The organism is Kitasatospora sp. NPDC001119 (assembly GCF_053598475.1).
In genome coordinates this window covers 37,924-55,474 of the sequence record NZ_JBSFKI010000051.1, presented here as the reverse complement: position 1 = coordinate 55,474, position 17,551 = coordinate 37,924, and the positions used below count along the sequence as shown (strand labels likewise).

21 protein-coding genes are annotated in these 17,551 nt (G+C 75.2%); 9 read left to right on the top strand and 12 right to left on the bottom strand.

The features are described from left to right. The 5 genes from ACWDD9_RS38985 to ACWDD9_RS38965 form a co-directional block, all read right to left on the bottom strand. On the bottom strand, window positions 1-425 hold a 425-nt coding region (locus tag ACWDD9_RS38985), incomplete at its 3' end, for a GNAT family N-acetyltransferase (RefSeq protein ID WP_449814224.1). 23 nt (window positions 426-448) lie between these two features. Next, on the bottom strand, window positions 449-760 hold the full coding sequence (locus ACWDD9_RS38980) for a hypothetical protein (protein WP_449814223.1): 312 nt from the start codon (window positions 758-760) through the stop codon (window positions 449-451). 100 nt (window positions 761-860) lie between these two features. Next, window positions 861-1,736: an ABC transporter permease gene (locus ACWDD9_RS38975; protein ID WP_380781811.1), complete on the bottom strand. Its 876-nt coding sequence runs from the start codon at window positions 1,734-1,736 to the stop codon at window positions 861-863. Continuing rightward, entirely contained in the window at window positions 1,696-2,583 is an 888-nt protein-coding gene (locus ACWDD9_RS38970; RefSeq protein WP_449814222.1) for an ABC transporter ATP-binding protein, read from the bottom strand. The genes ACWDD9_RS38975 and ACWDD9_RS38970 overlap by 41 nt, the downstream gene beginning before the upstream one ends. Further along, window positions 2,580-3,062, bottom strand: coding sequence for a MarR family winged helix-turn-helix transcriptional regulator (locus ACWDD9_RS38965; RefSeq protein WP_380781814.1), 483 nt, complete (start codon window positions 3,060-3,062; stop codon window positions 2,580-2,582). Before ACWDD9_RS38965 ends, ACWDD9_RS38970 begins: the two co-directional genes overlap by 4 nt. Before the next feature lie 324 nt (window positions 3,063-3,386). Here ACWDD9_RS38965 and ACWDD9_RS38960 point away from each other — a divergent pair, with 324 nt between their 5' ends. The 6 genes from ACWDD9_RS38960 (at window position 3,387) to ACWDD9_RS38935 (ending at window position 7,575) form a co-directional block, all read left to right on the top strand. Further along, window positions 3,387-3,884, top strand: a complete 498-nt coding sequence (locus ACWDD9_RS38960; RefSeq protein WP_449814221.1) for a hypothetical protein — start codon at window positions 3,387-3,389, stop codon at window positions 3,882-3,884. A 76-nt stretch (window positions 3,885-3,960) separates the two neighbouring features. Continuing rightward, complete coding sequence (locus tag ACWDD9_RS38955) at window positions 3,961-4,287, top strand: hypothetical protein (protein WP_117485396.1); 327 nt, start codon at window positions 3,961-3,963, stop codon at window positions 4,285-4,287. A gap of 161 nt (window positions 4,288-4,448) precedes the next feature. Continuing rightward, window positions 4,449-4,808, top strand: a complete 360-nt coding sequence (locus ACWDD9_RS38950; RefSeq protein ID WP_387820714.1) for a hypothetical protein — start codon at window positions 4,449-4,451, stop codon at window positions 4,806-4,808. A gap of 231 nt (window positions 4,809-5,039) precedes the next feature. Then, window positions 5,040-5,573 carry a pyridoxamine 5'-phosphate oxidase family protein gene (locus ACWDD9_RS38945; RefSeq protein WP_449814220.1) on the top strand — a complete coding sequence of 178 codons (534 nt, stop codon included), beginning with the start codon at window positions 5,040-5,042 and terminating at the stop codon, window positions 5,571-5,573. Between the two features lie 96 nt (window positions 5,574-5,669). Beyond that, window positions 5,670-6,626 carry a helix-turn-helix transcriptional regulator gene (locus tag ACWDD9_RS38940; RefSeq protein ID WP_449814219.1) on the top strand — a complete coding sequence of 319 codons (957 nt, stop codon included), beginning with the start codon at window positions 5,670-5,672 and terminating at the stop codon, window positions 6,624-6,626. Between the two features lie 109 nt (window positions 6,627-6,735). Further along, a complete protein-coding gene (locus tag ACWDD9_RS38935; protein ID WP_449814218.1) occupies window positions 6,736-7,575 on the top strand; it encodes an alpha/beta fold hydrolase in 840 nt (279 codons plus the stop codon). 42 nt (window positions 7,576-7,617) lie between these two features. Here the strand turns inward: ACWDD9_RS38935 and ACWDD9_RS38930 are convergent, their stop codons facing one another. After that, complete coding sequence (locus ACWDD9_RS38930) at window positions 7,618-8,364, bottom strand: MarR family transcriptional regulator (RefSeq protein WP_449814217.1); 747 nt, start codon at window positions 8,362-8,364, stop codon at window positions 7,618-7,620. Between the two features lie 233 nt (window positions 8,365-8,597). On the opposite strand from ACWDD9_RS38930, the gene ACWDD9_RS38925 reads away from it, so the two are divergent. The 3 genes from ACWDD9_RS38925 to ACWDD9_RS38915 all read left to right on the top strand — a co-directional run bounded on the left by ACWDD9_RS38925 (window position 8,598) and on the right by ACWDD9_RS38915 (window position 12,139). After that, entirely contained in the window at window positions 8,598-9,806 is a 1,209-nt protein-coding gene (locus ACWDD9_RS38925) for a serine hydrolase domain-containing protein (protein WP_449814216.1), read from the top strand. Between the two features lie 67 nt (window positions 9,807-9,873). Further along, complete coding sequence (locus tag ACWDD9_RS38920) at window positions 9,874-10,833, top strand: LysR family transcriptional regulator (protein WP_449814215.1); 960 nt, start codon at window positions 9,874-9,876, stop codon at window positions 10,831-10,833. A gap of 67 nt (window positions 10,834-10,900) precedes the next feature. After that, window positions 10,901-12,139 carry an MFS transporter gene (locus ACWDD9_RS38915; protein ID WP_449814214.1) on the top strand — a complete coding sequence of 413 codons (1,239 nt, stop codon included), beginning with the start codon at window positions 10,901-10,903 and terminating at the stop codon, window positions 12,137-12,139. Window positions 12,140-12,152: 13 nt separating this feature from the next. Here ACWDD9_RS38915 and ACWDD9_RS38910 read toward each other — a convergent pair whose 3' ends face one another. The 6 genes from ACWDD9_RS38910 to ACWDD9_RS38885 all read right to left on the bottom strand — a co-directional run bounded on the left by ACWDD9_RS38910 (window position 12,153) and on the right by ACWDD9_RS38885 (window position 17,395). Beyond that, window positions 12,153-12,830 carry an NAD(P)H-binding protein gene (locus tag ACWDD9_RS38910; protein WP_074006272.1) on the bottom strand — a complete coding sequence of 226 codons (678 nt, stop codon included), beginning with the start codon at window positions 12,828-12,830 and terminating at the stop codon, window positions 12,153-12,155. Window positions 12,831-12,931: 101 nt separating this feature from the next. Continuing rightward, window positions 12,932-13,726, bottom strand: coding sequence for an MBL fold metallo-hydrolase (locus ACWDD9_RS38905; protein WP_449814213.1), 795 nt, complete (start codon window positions 13,724-13,726; stop codon window positions 12,932-12,934). Window positions 13,727-13,909: 183 nt separating this feature from the next. Continuing rightward, on the bottom strand, window positions 13,910-14,842 hold the full coding sequence (locus ACWDD9_RS38900) for an alpha/beta hydrolase (protein ID WP_449814212.1): 933 nt from the start codon (window positions 14,840-14,842) through the stop codon (window positions 13,910-13,912). Continuing rightward, a complete protein-coding gene (locus ACWDD9_RS38895) occupies window positions 14,839-15,540 on the bottom strand; it encodes a beta/alpha barrel domain-containing protein (RefSeq protein WP_049656707.1) in 702 nt (233 codons plus the stop codon). The genes ACWDD9_RS38900 and ACWDD9_RS38895 overlap by 4 nt, the downstream gene beginning before the upstream one ends. Next, complete coding sequence (locus ACWDD9_RS38890; protein ID WP_074006269.1) at window positions 15,537-16,253, bottom strand: phosphoribosylanthranilate isomerase; 717 nt, start codon at window positions 16,251-16,253, stop codon at window positions 15,537-15,539. The genes ACWDD9_RS38895 and ACWDD9_RS38890 overlap by 4 nt, the downstream gene beginning before the upstream one ends. Beyond that, window positions 16,250-17,395 carry an acyl-CoA dehydrogenase family protein gene (locus ACWDD9_RS38885; protein ID WP_049656704.1) on the bottom strand — a complete coding sequence of 382 codons (1,146 nt, stop codon included), beginning with the start codon at window positions 17,393-17,395 and terminating at the stop codon, window positions 16,250-16,252. Before ACWDD9_RS38885 ends, ACWDD9_RS38890 begins: the two co-directional genes overlap by 4 nt. Window positions 17,396-17,551: the final 156 nt, after the last annotated feature.

Here is a 17,551-nt window from a genome sequence, read left to right as displayed (position 1 = left end):
GCAAGGCGGAGGAGGGAGCCACTGCGGAGCATTGGCGACCGACGACAACGCGGCGAGGTGCGTGCCCCGGCGTCGGCCCGCAGACGCGAGTTCGAAGACAGGCCCCGAGGTGCGACCCAGTAGCCGGCTTCGGAGCTGCGGGAGCGCCAGTCGGTCTTCTTCAGGCCGACGGTGGCGGCCAGGCGCCCGTTCATACGCTCGGTGACGGCGAAGTGGATGCCGTCGCCGGTGGTGCGCAGGTCGTGGGCGGTGCGGGTGCACCAGGTGTGGGCGTCCTCGCGGGTGTAGGGGCGGGGCAGCGGCAGCCAGTGCTGGGTGAGGTCGTCGGCGCAGGCGGCGCGGGTGTCGTCGGTGTCGTCGGCGGTGAAGGGGCGCAGGGTCAGGCGCGGGGTGTGGAGCACCGTCTGGGGGAAGGCGTGGGTCATGGGGTCGTGTCGTTCCTTCCCGGTCAGGCGGCGGACAGGTGCAGGGTGAGGGGCGGGCCGGGGGTGGCGGGTGTCCAGCCGTTCGCCCGGGCGGTGCGGATGCCCGCGGCGACTTCGCGTGGCAGGACGAGGTCCGTCGCCACCGCCCCGGGGGTGCGGAGGGTGGGGCGGCCGGCGTCCACGACGAGTGTCGTTCCGGGGTGCGTGGCGTGCTCGGCGGCGTAGCCGAGGGTGGTGCCCTCGTAGTCGCAGCACCAGTGTTGGCGGGTCACGCGCCAGCGGTACTCCTCGCCGTCGACGACGATGCGCCGCGCGCCCTTCCTCGCCAGTGCCACTGGTACCCCGCCCTCCGGTCGTCGGCTTGCTGGAAGGCAGTCTCCCGGGGCGGCGCCCCGCCTGTCACCGCGTTTTTCCGCAGGGCGGTGACGGCGTCGGCTAGCGCGCCAGGCGCCTGAGCAGGGCGGAGGCGGCGGCGATGCCGGCCACGGTGGCGAGGGCGAGGACGGCGAAGTCCAGGGGCAGGTGGGAGGGGGTGCCGATGAGCAGGCCGCGCAGGGCGTCGACCTGGTAGCTGAGCGGGTTGGCCTTGCTGACGGCCTGGAGCCAGCCGGGCATCAGGTCGACGGGGTAGAGGGCGTTGGAGCCGAAGAACAGCGGCATGGTGATGGCCTGGCCGATGCCCATCAGGCGGTCGCGGGTGAGGACGATGCCGGCGATGGCCATCGACAGGCAGGAGAAGAACGCCGAGCCGAGCAGGACGACGGCCACGACGCCGAGCAGTCGCAGCGGGTTCCAGGTCATGGCGACGCCGAGGGCGGCGGCGATCAGTACGACCACGACGGCTTGCAGGAGTGCCTTCACCCCGGCGGCGAAGGCCTTGCCGGTGACGAGGGCGGCGCGCGGGGTGGGGGTGACGAGCAGTTTGGTGAGGACGCCGGAGTCCCGCTCCCAGATGATCATGATGCCGTAGAAGATCGCGATGAACATCGCGGACTGGGCGATGATGCCGGGCGCGAGGTAGTCCAGGTACGGGATGCCGCCGGTGGGGATGGCCTTGAGGCGGGTGAAGGTCTCGCCGAAGATCAGCAGCCACAGGGCGGGCTGGACGGCCCGGGTGTAGAGCTCGGTGCGGTCGTGGCGCAGCTTCTGCAGTTCGACGGCGCACATCGCGCCGATGCGGGCGGGCACCAGGCGCCAGCCGGTGCGGGCGCGCGGGGGCACCAGCAGCAGGGAGAGGTCGGGGCCGGCGGCGGGGCGGGGGGCGGGGGGTTCAGCCGACGCGGCCTGCGGTGCGGCGGGTACGGCGGACATCGCTGAAGTCTCCTTCGGTGGCGTCGGCCAGCTGCCGGCCGGCGAAGTGGCGGAAGACGTCGTCGAGGCTGGGCGCGGCCTGGGCCGGGTCGGTGCGCCGTACCTGGTCCTTGAGTTCGGCGGGTGTGCCGAGCGCGCGGACGCGGCCGCGGTCCATGAGGGCGATGCGGTCGCAGTGGCGGTCGGCCTCGTCCATGTAGTGGGTGGTGACCAGGACGGTCATGCCGGTGGCGGCGCGTACGGCGTCGACGCGTTCCCACACGCCGGTGCGGGCGATCGGGTCCAGGCCGATGGTGGGTTCGTCCAGGACGAGCAGGCGCGGGGCGCTGACCAGGGCCTGGGCGAGTTCGAGGCGGCGCACCATGCCGCCGGAGTAGGTGGCGGCCATGCGTTCGGCGGCCTCGGTGAGGTCGACGGCGGCCAGCGCCTGGTCGACGCGGGCGGCGCGTTCGCGGCGCGGGACGTCGAAGACGCGGGCGAACAGGGCGACGTTCTCGCGTCCGGTCAGCCCGGCGTCGGCGGACAGCTGCTGGGGGACGTAGCCGAGCAGGCGGCGCACCTGCATGGGGTGGCGGGTGGCGTCGTGGCCGAAGACGCGGACCATGCCGGCGCCGACGGGCAGCAGGGTGGTGATCGCGCGGATGGTGGTGGTCTTGCCGGCGCCGTTGGGGCCGAGCAGGCCGAACACCTCGCCGGTGCGGACGGTGAGGTCGATCCGGTCGACGGCCCGGGTGGCCTTCCCGCGGCCGTGGCGGAAGGTGTACTCCAGGCCCCGGCAGGCCACCGCGTCCGCGGCCTCCCTGGTGTCCTCGGTGGTCCCGGTGCCCCGGGTGTCCTCGGTGGTCATCGTTCCTCCTCCCCCGGCGGGGTGCGCAGGCCCTCGGCGACCTGCCGCAGGGCGGGCAGGGCGGCGGCCAGGGCCTCGCGCTCGCGCGGCGGCAGGCCGGCGACGATGTCGCCCATCAGCGCGCGGCGGCGCCGGCGCCAGGCCTCGATGCGTTCGACGGCCTCCGGGGTGGCGTGCAGGAGGGCGGCGCGCCGGTCGGCGGGGTCGCTCTCGCGGCGCAGCAGGTTCCGGGCGACGAGCTGGTTGACGAGGGTGGACACGGAGTTGCCGGCCAGGCACAGCTCCTCGGCGGCCTCGGAGACGCGCAGTCCGGGGCTGTCCATCACCAGGCGCAGCAGTTCGACCTGGGCGCCGCGCAGGCGGGGTTCGTCCGTCGTCTGCCGCAGGCGGCGGCGGACCAGGCGCTGGATGCCGACGAGGAGGGTGGAGAACTCGTCCGCCAGCGCGACGTCGAGCGTTTCGGGCCCTGTCGCGGTCATATCCTCATTTTAGCTCTCAGTAAGAGCTATCCGTCGAGAGCGCGGAGCCCTCTCCGCCAGCGCGCCCCCTCCGCTGACCGCGCGCCCTGTCTACTGGCTGCGCGCCCCCTGGCCCGCCCCTTTCGGCGGGCCGCCCGCGCGCGGGAAGTCGGCCCCGCCGACTTCCCGCTCCGCCGGGCGGCGGGAGGTGATCGTCCGTCACCGGGGAGATCCGATGGAGGTGTTGCGACCCCGCCGGGAGGGTGTCGTACGGCGCTGGCATGCTGATCGGATCACAACGGTTGTCGCCGGGATGGGGGGCAGATGTCGGACAGGGTCATGCCGATGCGCACGGCACCGCGCTTGGGCACGGTCAACGGGTTCGGGCGGACGATGCTGGGCAAGACGCGGCCGGACTCCCAGGGAGCCTGCTTCGCCACCCACTGGTTCACCATGCTGATGCTGCCGATCCGGCCGCTGGGACGCTACTACGTCAAGGAGGGCGAGACGGTCGACGTCTCCGGGCGGCACGGCTCCTCGACGAGCACCACGCAGTACGTGTTCCTGGGCCGGGCCGAACTGCGCATGAGCGAGGTGATCCGCACCTACCTGTTCTGCTGGCTGGTGGCGCCCCTCGTCATCGCCGGTCCCGTGACGCTCTTCGGGATCAACAGCGACGCGTTCAGCCACGCGCACCCGATCGTCTTCATCGTGCTGCTGCTCGCGATCCCGATCGTCTGCATGATCGCGCTGGCGTGGATGCTGGTGCTCAACGAGAAGTTCCTGGCACCGGCGCGGATACCGCAGTGGGTCGAGGCCCGGCCGGCGAACCGGCGGGACTGAACAGACGGGGCCACCCCGCTCAAGGCAGCCCGGGTGGCCCTGGACAGGCCCGGAGGACCGGGGGCAGGATCCGGGCATGCCGTCCGACGAGCCGTTGTCCGAGGAAGAACTGTCCGCGATCGAGCTGCGCGCCGGCGCCGCGACACCGGGGCCGTGGGTCGCCCGGCTGGAGACCCGCCAGGGGATCGGCGGCGCGAGCTTCGTCCAACTGCGCCCCGACGCGCCGCGGGACGACGAGTTCCACCTGACCCGGACCACCGACGGCCGCACCCGGACGGGACCGGACCCCGCGACGGACGCGGACCTCGACTTCATCGCCGCCGCCCGCCAGGACGTGCCACGACTGGTCGACGAGGTCAGGCGGCTGCGGGAAGCCCTGGAGCGGGCACAGCCGGCCGGCTGACGGCCGCACGGAGCAGCCGCCCCGGGGAACCGGGGAGCCGCCGGGAGTGGAAAGTCGGCCCCGCCGACTTCCCACTCCCCCACGGCGGCGGCCCCTGGCAGGCCGGGCCTGCGCGTACGGGCTCCGGGGCGGTTGTCGGTGCCGGGTGGCAGGCTGCGCCCATGAGTTACGACCTTGCGGTCTGGGAGGGCGAGCGCCCCGCGGACGACGCCGCGGCGGGCCGGTGCTTCGACGACCTGTACGAGCGGTACCTCGGCACGGACGAGGAGAACCTTCCGCCGACCGAGCGGATCGCGGCCTTCGTGGCCGCGCTGCTGGAGCGGTGGCCCGACCTCGCCGAGGACGAGGACGACACCTCGCCGTGGTCGACCGGCCCGCTGATCGGGGAGGCGAGCGGCCCGCTGATCTATTTTCCGATCCGCTGGAGCATGGTGGAGGAGGCCAGCGTCCACATCGCGAAGGTGGCGTCCGCGATGGGCCTCACCTGCTTCGACCCGCAGTCGCAGTGCCTCTGGCCCTGACCCCCGCACGGCAGGCGGCCGACGGCTGACGGCTGCCACCGCGGAGCCCCGGGGAGTGGAACGCCGGCCCGGCCGACTTCCCACTCCCCCACCGCCGGCCGGGCGCGTGGAAAACCGCAGGACACCGCGGGAAATCACGACAGAAGGTGTCGGGTTTCGCGGGGACAGTAGGGGGCGCCGGTCGGTGTCGTGGTGGCACGGGCCGGGACGACGGACAGACAAGGACCCCCCATGCGTGAAACACCCGACGAGCTCCACCGGCTCCAGGCCCTCCTCGACGCCTCGCTCGCCCGCTCCACCGCGCACCTGCGGTCGATCATCAACAGCGAGCGCTCGCTCACCGCCGACCGGCTCACCGGTGTGCTCACCGGCATGTGCACGCTCGCGCTGTCCACGGTGACGGCGAAGGGCGAGCCGCGGATCAGCGGCGTGGACGGGCACTTCCTGCACGGCATGTGGCACTTCGGCACCGCGCGCGGCGCCGCCAAGGCCCGGCACCTCGCCGCCCGGCCCGCCGTCAGCGCCGCGCACCTGCGCGGGGAGGACCTGGGCGTGTTCACCCACGGCACCGCGGAAGTCCTCAACCCGCACGGCGGCGAGCCGGCCGCCGACTGGCCGGAACTGCTCGCCTACTTCCGGGACTTCTACGGCCCCGACGCCTTCGACTGGGACAACGACGTCGTCTACTACCGACTGCACCCGCAGTGGATGACCGCGTTCGCCCCCGACCCCGCCAAGCTCGACGCGGCCGCCGACGAGGCCTGACCCCGCCCGCACCGGGCCCGGCGACAATGGAGCCGGGCCACCGCACACGCGGGCGGGCCCACCGGGCGACACCAGGCAGGCGACGGAAGGGGCGACGTGCGGGCGAGCCGGGCCATCGCGCTGCTGCTGCTCCTGCAGAGCCGGCGGACGATGACCGCCACGGAGCTCTCGGCCGAGCTGGAGGTCTCCGAGCGCACCGTGCAGCGCGACGTCGCCGCGCTGGTGGAGGCCGGGGTGCCGGTGTACGCGGAGCGCGGCCGCGGCGGCGGCTACCGGCTCGTCGACGGCTACCGCACCCGCCTCACCGGCCTCGAACGCGCCGAGGCCGAGGTCCTGCACCTGGCCGGGCTGCCGGGCCCGCTGCGCGACATGGGCCTGGCCGGGCAGGCCCTCGCCGCCCGGCTGAAGGTCGCCGCCGCCCTGGGCGACGCCCCCGCGGCCGCGGCCCGGCGCTTCCACCTCGACGCGCCGGCCTGGTTCCGCGACGCCCCGACCCCCGCGCTGCTCGCCGAGGTGTCGCGCGCCGTGTGGGAGGACCGCGTCCTGCACGCCCGCTACGCGGCTCGCTCCGGCACCCGGGAGCGGCGGCTGGAACCGTACGGCCTGGTCCTGAAGGCCGGGCACTGGTACCTCGCGGCGCGCGGCACCTCCGGCCGGGTCGGCTCGTACCGCGTCGACCGCTTCGAGAGCGCCGAGGCCGGCGACGAACGGTTCGAGCGCGACCCGGAGTTCGACCTCGCCGACTACTGGGCCGCGGCGGCCCGGGAGTTCACCCGCGCCATGCTGCGCGAGCGGGCGGTGGTGCGGCTGAGCCCGTTCGCCGTCGAGAACCTCGCCGCCCTGCTGGAGCCGACCGCCGCCGCCGACGCCCTCGCCACCGCGGGCCCGGCGGACGCCGACGGCTGGGTCACCGCGACCCTGCCGGTCGAGAGCTGGGACATCGGCTACCTCGAACTGCTGCGCCTGGGCCCGGAGGCCGAGGTCCTCCACCCGCCCGAGCTGCGCTCCCGCCTGGCCGAGGCGACCCGCCGCGCCGCCGCCCTCTACACCTGACCGCCCCGCCCCCCGACCGCCCCCCCGGAGCGGGCCCACCGCCGTCCGCGCCGCCCGGGATAGGTTTCCCCTGCCGCACACGGCACTTCGCGAGAAGGGGGCGTACGGGATGACGGACGGACCCGCGGACCGGCCCGCCGAGTCGTTCGTCCGGCTCGGCGGACGCCGGTTCGCCTACCTGGACTTCGGCGGCCCCGGACCGGCCGTGCTCGCCCTGCACGGGCACTTCGGGCGGGGCCGGATCTTCGCGCCGCTGGCCGCCGCGCTCGCCGGCCGCTACCGGGTCCTCGCCCTCGACCAGCGCGGGCACGGACTGTCCGACAACGGGGGCGAGTTCACCCCGGACACCTACGCGGCCGACGCGGCGGCGTTCCTGGAGGCGCTCGGCCCGGCACCGGCCGCCGTCCTGGGGCACTCGATGGGCGGCGCGGTCGCCTTCCACCTCGCCCACCGGCGCCCCGACCTCGTGGCAGCCCTCGTGGTCGCCGACATGACGACGCTCAACCGGGAGCCCGAGACCAGCCCCGTCCTGGACGTGTCCGGCTGGCCCCGCCGGGCCCCGACCCGCCGCGCCCTGGCCCGGGCGCTGGAGGAACGCGGCGTCCCGGCCGGCTACTTCATGGACAGCGCCGCCGAGTTCCCCGACGGCTGGGGCTTCCTCTTCGACACCGCCGACATGACGGCCTCCCAGACCGCCCTCACCGGCGACTTCACGGCCGTCTGGAACGCCTCCGCCCAGCCCGCCCTGCTCCTGCGGGCCGCCGACAGCTTCCTCCTCACCCCCGCCACCGCCCGCCGGATGGCCCGCGAACGCCCGAACACCCGCCTGGCGGAGATCCCGCACAGCGGGCACTGGCTCTACGCGGACGCCCCCGACGCCTTCGCCCACCAGGTCCGCGCCTTCCTCGACCACGCCCACCCGACGGGCCCCGCGACCGCGGCCGGATGACCCGCACCACCCGGCCGCTCCCGGCCGGGGCCGGGAGACCGCTCACGGCGGGGAGGCGGCGCCCGCCCCGGCGTTCTCCCGGCCGCGCCGGCTCTCCTCGTGCCACTGCCGGATGCCGCGGACGATGTCCTGGCCGATCCGGTCCAGCAGCGCGGCCGCGCCGTCCATCCGGGCTCCGGCCGCGGTGGCCGGGCCGAGCAGTTCGGCGCCGTGGCGGGTGATCCCGGCGAGCACCGCGTTGCGCTCGGCACTGGCCAGCAGCGCGCGGTGCCAGACGTCGTCGTCGATGACGTACCGCTCGCGGCGGTTGCGCCCGTCGCGCTCCCGGCGGACCAGGGCCTGGACCTCCAGGTAGCCGACCGCCTTCGAGACGGACGCCGGGCTGACCCGCAGGCGCCGCACCAGCTCACCCGCCGTCAGGGCGCCGTCCTCGGTGAGCTGGAGGCAGACCAGCACCCGCGCCGTCATCCGGGGCATGCCGCCGAGCGCCAGGAACTCGGCCAGCCGGTCACCGAACTGGCGGACCTCCTCCGTGTCGCGCCCGGGCACCGCCGGCTCCGGCACCGCCTCCCGGCCGGCCGCCGCGCGCCCGCGCCGGGAGCGCTGGACGGTGGCCCGCTGCGCCCGGTCGGCGCGGTAGCCGGACGGGCCGCCGTTGCGGGCGATCTCCCGGGTGACGGTCGACGTCGGCCGCCCGAGCTGCCGGGCGATCTCGCCGTACCCCCACCCCTCGGCCAGCCCGGTGGCGATCCGGTGGCGCTCCTGCTGGGTCAGTCTGGCTCCGGGCATCCGTCCCCGCCCCTCCTCGGTCGGACTCGGTCGGCCCAGTATCGGCCGCCCCCGGCGACTGTTGCAATGGAACGCAGGCAGCTGTTGCATTCGTCGGCACGACCATTGCAAGGATGTCCCCGCTCCCACCTGCACAGACCGTGCACGGCAATGGAGTTGACGTTGACCCGACCGTGAAGCGGCTCCTAGTTTCTTCCCAGGCCACGAACACCACGCCGAGGGGGAACACCAGCATGGGAATCACCAGGCGCGCCACCGCGCTGACCGCCACCGCCCTGACCGCCGCCCTGACCGCCGCCCTGGTCGCGGGCGGCACCGCCACCGCCGCGCCGGCGCCCGCGACCCCGGACGCCCGGGACGGGCACCCCGGCGTCCAGCGGGTCCTGGAGCGCGCCGTGACCGAGGGCGGCGTGCCCGGCATCGTCGCCGAGGTGCGCGACGGGCACCGCGCCTGGTTCGGCACCGCGGGCGTCGCCGACCTGGCCACCGGGCGCCCCCGCCACGCCCAGGAGCGGTTCCGCATCGGCAGCACCACCAAGACCTTCGTCGCCACCGTCGTCCTCCAACTCGCCGCCGAGGGCCGGCTGGACCTGGACGACAGCGTGGAGCGGTGGCTGCCCGGCCTCGTCGACGGGCCCGGCTACGAGCCGGACCGGATCACCGTCCGGCAGCTGCTCGGCATGACGAGCGGGGTCTACAACTACGCGATGGACGCGAAGGTCCGCGCCGAGAACGAGGGCACCGGCTTCCTGCTCCACCGCTTCGACGACTACACGCCCGAACAGCTCGTCCGCACCGGCACCGCCAACCGCCCGGACTTCGCCCCCGGCGCCGGCTGGACGTACTCCGACACCGGCTACGTCCTCGCCGGGCTGATCGTCGAACGGGCCACCGGGACCAGCCTGGCCGAGCAGGTCGACCAGCGCGTCATCACCCCGCTCGGCCTGAGCGGCACCTACACCCCCGGGCCCGACGACACCGCCCTGCGCGGCCCGCACGCACGCGCCTACTCCCGCCTGGGCGACCCCTCCCCCACCGCCCCCGTCCACGACGTGACCGAGCTCAGCCCCTCCTGGGGCTACGCCGCCGGCGACATGGTCTCCACCGCCCGCGACCTCGACACCTTCTTCGCCGCGCTGCTGGGCGGACGGCTGCTGCCGCCCGCCCAGCAGCGGGAGTTGTTCACGACGGTCCCCACACCGCCCGGCGCGTGGATCCCGAACGCCGCGTACGGCCTCGGCGTCGGCTCCGTCACCCTGGACTGCGGACCGACCCTCTGGGGCATGGGCGGCGCCATCAACGGCTCCTGGACCTACACCTTCGGCACCCGCGACGGCGGCCACCTGCTCACCACCAACATCAACGGCGACTGGACCAACGGCAGTTGGCCGATCGCGGTGTTCACCTCCGAGCTGGAGGCCGAGTTCTGCCCCCGGCCCTGACCCGCACCGGGCCCCCGGCCGGTACGGCCCAGGGGGACGGCCGGGGGCCGGGCGTAGCATCGGGCGGGTGTGGGAGCGACTGGAGATCGAGGGTTTCGTGGTCCTGGCCGAGGAGTTGCACTTCGGGCGGACGGCCGAACGGCTGGGGGTCTCCAGGGCGCGGGTGAGCCAGACGATCCAGCGGCTGGAGCGCCGGGTGGGCGCGCCGCTGTTCGAGCGGACCAGTCGGCGGGTGCGGCTGACGGAGCTGGGGCGGCGGCTGCTGGAGGACGTCGGCCCGGCGTACCGGCGGATCGGGGACGGGCTGGAGCGGGCGCGGGCCGCGGCCCGGGGCGTCGAGGGGGTGCTCACGGTCGGCTACCTCGGCGGTGCGGCCGGGGAGTTCGTGATGGAGGTGATCGGCGCCTTCGCCCGCCGGCACCCGGGCATCGACGTGCGCATCCACGAGACGCAGGTGGCGTCCATGTTCGAGCCGCTGCGCGGCGGCGGGGCGCAGGTGCTGGTCACCCAGTTCCCGGTGGAGGAGGAGGACCTCGTACGGGGCCCGGTGGTGCTGCGGGTGCCGCAGATGCTGGCGGTGCCGGCCAACCACGTGCTGGCCAGGCGGGAGTCGGTCGGGGTGGAGGACCTGGCGCGGGACCGGGTGTTCGCCTGCACGGGGCACGTCCCCGGGTACTGGCAGGAGTGGTTGGCGCCGTCCGTGACGCCCGGGGGGCGGGTGGTGGAGCGCGGGCGGTCGGCGGCGACGCTGGCGGAGACCCTGGCGATGGTCGGGGCGGGGCAGGGCATCTCGCCGGTGGGGGCGGACGTGGCGGCGCACTCGGCGCCGCCGGGGGTGGTGTTCGTGCCGTTCGTGGACGCCGAGCCGCTCGAGTACGGGCTGGTGTGGCGGGCGGGCGGGGACAGTGCGCGGGTGCGGGCGTTCGCGGCGGTCGCGGTGGAGCGGGCCCGGGGGTGGAACCGGGAGTGGGCGGAGCCCCCGGCGGCGGCGGTGGGGGCGGTGGGGGCGGCGGGCCGGGACCGGTAAGCCTGGCTTACCGGTCGTTGCGCGTTCGGGGGCTGATCCGCGGGGCGGCGGCGGCCAGGCTGGTGCCATGACCAGCGATCTCTCGGCGCGCCGCGCCCCCTGCCCCGCGTCCGCCCCCTCCCCCACCAACGCCCGTGCGCCTGAACTTCCGGCCGGTGCCGCCCTGTTCGCGCTCGCCCTCGGCGCGTTCGCGGTGGGCTCCGCCGAGGTGGTGGTCGCCGGGCTGCTGCCGCGGATCGCCGAGGACACGGGGGTGTCCCTGCCGACGGCGGGGGTGCTGGTGTCCGGGTACGCGGTGGGCATGGTCGTGGGGGCTCCCCTGCTGACCGCGCTCGGGGTCCGCGTCGCCCGCCGGCGGATGCTGCTGTACCTGGTCGGCCTGTTCATCGCGGCCGGCCTGGTCACCGCGCTCGCGCCGGGCTTCGGCGCGCTGCTGGCGGGGCGGGTGCTGTCCGCGCTGGCCGGCGGGGCGTACGTGGGGATCGCCTCCGCGGTGGCGACCTCGCTGGTGCCCGCGCGGCGCAGGGCCGGCGCGATCGCCGCCGTGTTCACGGGGCTCGGCCTCGCCAACGTGCTCGGGGTGCCCGGCGGTACCGCGCTCGGGCAGGCGCTGGGCTGGCGGGCCACGTTCTGGGCGGTGACCGCGCTGGGCGTGGTGCTGCTGGTCGCGCTGGCCGTCCTGCTGCCGCACGGGCCGGCGGCCCCGCGGGCCGGGCTGCGGGCCGAGCTGCGGGTGTTCCGGCGTGCGGGGGTGTGGCTGGCCCTGGCGGCGACGGCCTTCGGCTGGGCGCCCTTCCTGACCGTCCTCACCTACGTCTCGCCGCTGCTGACCGAGGTCACGGGCTTCGGGTCCGGCGCGGTGCCGGTGGTGCTGATGCTGGTCGGCGTGGGCATGGTGGTCGGCACCCCGCTGGCGGGCCGGCTGGCGGACCGGGCGCCGGCGGCCGCGCTGTACGCGGCGCTGGCCGGGGTGACGGCCGTTCCGCTGCTGCTGCTCGCCGCCGTGCACAGCCGGGCCGCCGTGGCGGCCGTCTTCCTGCTGTTCGGCCTGGCCGGCGGGGCGGTCATCCCGCCGTTGCAGGCCCGGGTGCTGGCGCGGGCGAGCGGCGCGGACAACCTCGCCTCGGCCGCGAACATCTCCGCCTTCAACATCGGCAACGCGGGCGGCCCCCTGCTGGCGGGCGCGGCCCTGTCCGCCGGGGCCGGGTACACCGCGCCGCTGGGGATCGCCGCCGCACTCGGCGCGGTGGGGCTGGCGCTGGCCTGGGCGGCGCAGCGCAGCGACCGGCGCCGGCGCCGTCGCTAGCGGGCCGGGTGGCTCAGTGGTCGGCGACGAGGCGCAGGGCGGTGCGTGCGACGGCCTCGTGGACGGGGACGGTGCCGGAGACGAGTTCCAGGACGCGCGGGGCCGTGGCGGGTGTGGTGAGCAGGTCCGCGAGGACGGCCGCGACGTCGGCCCGGTCGATCTCGCCGGGGCCGGTGTGTTCGGCGAGGTGGACCCGGCCGGTGCCGGGCCCGTCGCGGAACCAGGCGGGGCGCAGCACGGTGCAGTCGAGGGCGGGGCGGGAGAGCAGGTCCTGGTCGGCTCTGCCCTTGGCCTGGAGGAAGGTCTCGACGAGGGGGTCGGGCGGGTAGTGGATGGCGGGGTCGGCGCCCATGGTGGAGAGCATGACGAAGCGTCGTACTCCGGCGAGTTGGGTGGCGTCGGCGAGGGTGAGGGCGGCGTCGTGGTCGACGGGGTCGGCCTGTCCGGGGGCGTTGCCGCGGCCGGCGCCGGCGGCGAAGAGCACCGCCTGGGCGCCGGTGAGCAGGTGTGCGAGGTGGTGGGGGGTGGCGTGGGCCAGGTCGGTGACGGCGGGTTGGGCGCCGGCGGCGCGTACGGTGGCGGCTTGTTCGGGGCGCCGGATGATTCCGGTGACCGGTAGGCCCCGGGTGGTGAGGAGACGGGTCGTCAGGAGTGCGACCCTACCGTGGCCGCCCGCGATCACAACCGACATGCCGGTACCTTACGGGGCCGGTGCCCGCCCGGCCGCGACCGGCGCGCGTCTCGGTGCGGGGCGGGCGGGGCGTGGCGGCGGCGCGCGGGGCGGGTGGTGTGTCAGACGGCGACGAAGCGGCGGAGGCCGTCGGCGGTGAGGATGCGGCCGAAGCGCATGCCGGGGAAGTGGGCGGCGACGAGGAGGTCGTCGGTGTCGGCGGCTTCGTCGGCGATGCGGTTGCGGACGGCGGAGGCGGCGGCGGGGTCGAGGTCCCAGATCACCTGCCAGTCGCGTTCGCTGAACTGGACGACGGAGTGGGCGATGTCGCCGAGCAGCAGGGCGCGGCGTGCGCCGGAGGACAGGACGTAGGCGGTGGTGCCGGGGGTGTGGCCGGGCAGGTGGAGGGCGTCGATGCCGGGGGCGATGGTGAAGTCGGTGTCGAAGAGTTCGAGTCGGTCTTCGACGGGGGTGAGTTTGGCGACGGCTTCGGGGGTGGCGGCGGGGCCGGTGACGAAGTGCTGCCAGTCGGCGCGGTGGGCGCGGTAGACGGCGTTCGGGAAGACGGGGCGGTCGTCGACGGCGGCCCAGCCGACGTGGTCGAAGTGCAGGTGGGTGAAGAGCACGTCGGTGACGTCGGCGGGGGTGACACCGTGGGCGGCGAGGGAGTCGAGCAGGGCGCCGCCGTGGTAGCGGCCGTGGTCGTGGGGGCCGACGCCGGCGTCGACGAGGACGGTGCGTGCGCCGCTGCGGACCAGGAAGCCGCCGAGGGGCAGGTGGAGGGTGCCGTCGGGGTCGCGGTGGTGCTGGTGGCAGGCCCAGGGGTCGTCGGTGCCGGGGCGGGTGAGGATCTCGGCGGCGGTCTCGGTGCCTTCTCCGTCCATGACCGCCAGGACCTCGATGTCGCCGATCCTCATGTGCTGCCCCTCTCGTGACGGTGCGTCGTGGGCCCGGGTGGAACGGGGGTCCGTTCGTGGGCCATCGGTGGCAACCGTGCCGGGCGGGCGGGGATTCCCGCCGGTGGGGGGCCGGGCCCCGCCGCCCCTTGCCCGAGGGGGCGGCGGGGCCCTTCCACCCGCGCCAGATGGTCTGTGGGGCCGTCAGACGGCCGTGAGGAGGGGCCCGGGGGCCGCGGCGGCGGGTGCGGCGGCGGGTGCGGCCGCGCCGGGGGCGGGGGCGGGGCGGGTGAGGCAGTCGTCGGTGAAGGCGAGGGCGCGCAGGTGGTAGGGGCGGGCGGCGTGGCCCAGGGAGAGGTTGTGGCCGGCGCGGCGGGCGGTGGCCAGGTGGGCGAGGCCGTCGGGGAAGGCGGCGGTCAGGGCGGCGCGGTGGGCCGGGTCCAGGCGCCACCAGTGCTCGTGGTCGGCGAGGGTGAGGCGTACGGGGACGCGTACGCGGGCGGCGAGGGCGTTGTAGCGGGCGGGCCAGGTGGCCAGTTCGCGGGATTCGAGGGCGGGGACGGGGGTGAGCAGGGTGCGGGCGGCGTGGAAGGTGCCGGGCGGGTAGAGGTGGAGGGGGCCCCAGTTGAGGCGGCCGCCGCCGGCGAGGTCGTCGGGGCGGTCCCAGGCGCCGGGGGCGTAGTGCTGGGCGAGGCCGGAGATGTCGCAGCCGAGCAGGGGCAGGCGGGGGTCGTCGGGCCAGTGGGCGGCGAGTTGGAGGGCGATTTTGCCGCCGAAGGAGTGGGCGAGGAGTTGGACGCCGGCGCCGGTGGGGTGGGCGCGGGCGTAGTCGGTGAGGGCGGCGTGGAGGGTGGCGGCCTGGTCGGCGATGAGCTGGCCGTGCGGCAGGCGGTGGGCGGAGGCGCCGTGGCCGGGGCGGTCGACGGCGAGGACGGTGTAGCCGAGGTCGGCGGCGAGGGTGAGCAGGCTGGTGTCGGGGTGGGCGGGGCCGGCGAAGTAGGCGGCGCGCATGCCGCGGCCGTGGATGGCGAGGACGACGGCCTTGGGGGCGTGGTGTTCGGGTTCGGCGACCAGGGCGGAGACGGGGATGCCGGCGGCGTCCAGGACCAGGGAGCGGGTGCGCAGGTCGTTCTTCACGCGGCGACCCCCGCTCTGGCGGCGTCGAGGTCGGCGAGCCAGCCGGTGAGGTCGCCGGTGCGCATCAGGGAGGTGCCGATGAGCAGGGCGGCGTAGCCGGCGTCGAGGAGGCGGGCGGCGTCGTGGGGGTCGGTGATGGCGGAGGCGGAGACGGGGGCGCGGCAGCCGGCGGCGCGTAGGGCGGGTAGCAGGCGCAGGCTGCGGCCGAGGTCGCCGCGGTCGCGTTCGCGGGTGCGGATGTCCTTGTTGTTGACGGCGACGACGCATTCGGCGATGCGGGGCAGGGTGTCGAGTTCGCGTTCCTCGGTGATCTCGACGAAGGGGGTCAGGCCGAGGTCGAGGGCGGTGGTGACGAGGCGGGTGAGGGAGGTGGCGGGCAGCAGGGCGGCGGTGAGCAGGACGGCGGAGGCGCCGAGGGCTCGGGCGGCTTCGAGTTGGGCGGGGCGGGTGAGGAAGTCCTTCTGGAGGACGGGGAGTTGGGTGGCGGCGGTGACCTCGCGCAGGAGGCGGGGGGTGCCGCCGAACCAGCGGCCGGTGACGACGGACAGGCAGGGGGCGCCGGCCTGTTCGTAGCGGGTGACGAGGTCGGTGACGGTGCGGGGGCCCAGGAGGTCGGCGCCGTGGGGGTCGCGGAGTTTGACCTCCATGACCAGGGGGCGGGGGGCGGCCAGCAGGGCGTCGATGAAGCTCGGGCTCATGCGGGGGTCTCCTGGAGGCGCGGGTGCCAGGCGCGGGTGAGGGCGGTGACGGCTTCGTGGGTGAAGCGGCCGGTGCGGTCGCGGGCGGCGGTGTCGATGTCGGCGCCGGCGTACAGGGGGTGGTCGGTGACGGTGCGGTAGGTGTCGCGGTTGGTGGTGTTGAGGCCGCCGGCGAGGAGGAAGGGGATGGTGAGGCGGGGCAGCAGGGCGTGGACGTGGGCGGGGTCCAGGGCCTGGCCGGTGGAGCCGACGCGGCCGTCGTCGGTGACGGTGTCCAGGAGGAACAGGTCGCATCCGGCGCGTTCGAAGGCGCCGGTGAAGGCGCGTTCCAGGCAGCGGCCGCGGGAGAGGTGGAGGACTTTGACGAGGACGGCGTACGGGAGCTGTTCGCGCAGGTCGGCGACGAGGGCGGGGCTCTGGTAGGCGTGGAGCTGGATCCAGCGGATGCCGGTGGCGCGGGCGAGGGCGGCGATCTTTCGGGCGTCGTCGAGGAAGGTGACGAGGACGGGTTCCAGGCCCAGGCGGATGGCGGTGGCGGCGAGGTCGGCGAGGCGGTCGGCTTCGAGGTCGGCGGGGCCGCCGGGGACGCCGTGCCACAGGCCCACCAGGGTGGGGCCGGTGTCGGCGAGGAGGGCGAGGTCGGCGCGGGTGCGGGCGCCGCAGACCTTGAGGTGGCCGGCGCGCCGGGGGGCCAGGAGGGCGGGGGCGGTCATTTGCCGAGTCCGAGCATGGCGGCGATGCGGTTGTACTGGATCTCGTTGCTGCCGGAGTAGATGGTGCCGGCGACCGCGTTGCGCACGTCCTTCTCCAGTCCGTACTCGGACATGTAGCCGTTGCCGCCGAAGACCTGGACGGCGGCCAGCGAGGTGGCGAGGTTGGATTCGCTGGTGAGGAGTTTGGCGATGGCCATGTCGACGGTGACGTTGTCGCCGGCCTCCAGGCGCTGGGCGGTGTCGTACAGCCACTTGCGGGCGGTTTCGAGGCGGATCTTGGTGTCGACGATCTTGTTGGCGACCGACTGGTAGGAGCCGATGGGCTTGCCGAAGGACATGCGGGTCTTGGCGTAGTCCAGGCAGCGGGTGAGGCGGTGCTGCATCTCGCCGGTGTTGACGATGAAGGTGTAGAGGATCTCGCGTTTCATGACGTGGTCGAGGACGAGGAAGCCGCCGCCGACGCGGCCCAGGACGCGGTCGGCGGGGACGCGGACGTCGTCGAAGTAGAGCTCGGAGAGCGGGGAGGTGCGCAGGCCCATCTTCTTGATGGGGTTTCCGGTGGTCAGGCCGGGGGTGTCGGCGTCGACGAGGAAGGCGGTGACGCCGAGGGCGCCGCCCTGGGGGTGGGTGCGGGCGTAGACGACGACGACGTCGGCGACGGGGCCGTTGGAGACGAAGGTCTTGGCGCCGTTGAGGACGAAGTGGTCGCCGTCGCGTACGGCGCGGGTGCGCATCTGCATGGCGTCGGAGCCGGACTCGGACTCGGTGATGGCGTGGGCGCCGATGGCCTCGCCGGAGGCGATGCGGGGCAGGTAGGCGTCCTTGAGGGCGGGTGAGCCGAAGGCCTGCAGGGGGACGCCGGTGGAGGCCATGGAGGTGGTGACGGAGAAGTTGAGGCCGCCGTCGCGGCAGGTGTGGCCGAGGCCTTCGAGGACGTACATGGTGGTGAGCAGGGACTGGCCCAGGCCGCCGTAGCGTTCCTCGAAGGGCAGGGAGAGGATGCCGGTCTTCTGGATCATGCGCCACTTGTCGTGGGAGAAGGCGGCCTGTTCGTCGCCTTCGATGTGGCCGGCGCTGAGGTCGTCGCCGAAGCGGGCCAGGCCCTCGCGTAGGGCCGTCTGGTCGGCGTTCCAGCGGATCATGGGATGTGCCGCCTTCCTCCCGGGCCGCCGGTGCGGGGCGCGGGGTGGCAGGCCGGCGCCCGGTGGCGCCGGCTCACGTCGGTTCCTGGGGCCCGTCCCGGGGGCCCGGGCCCCCGGGGGTGCGGGGGCGGCGGGCCCCGGTGGGGGCGCGGGGTG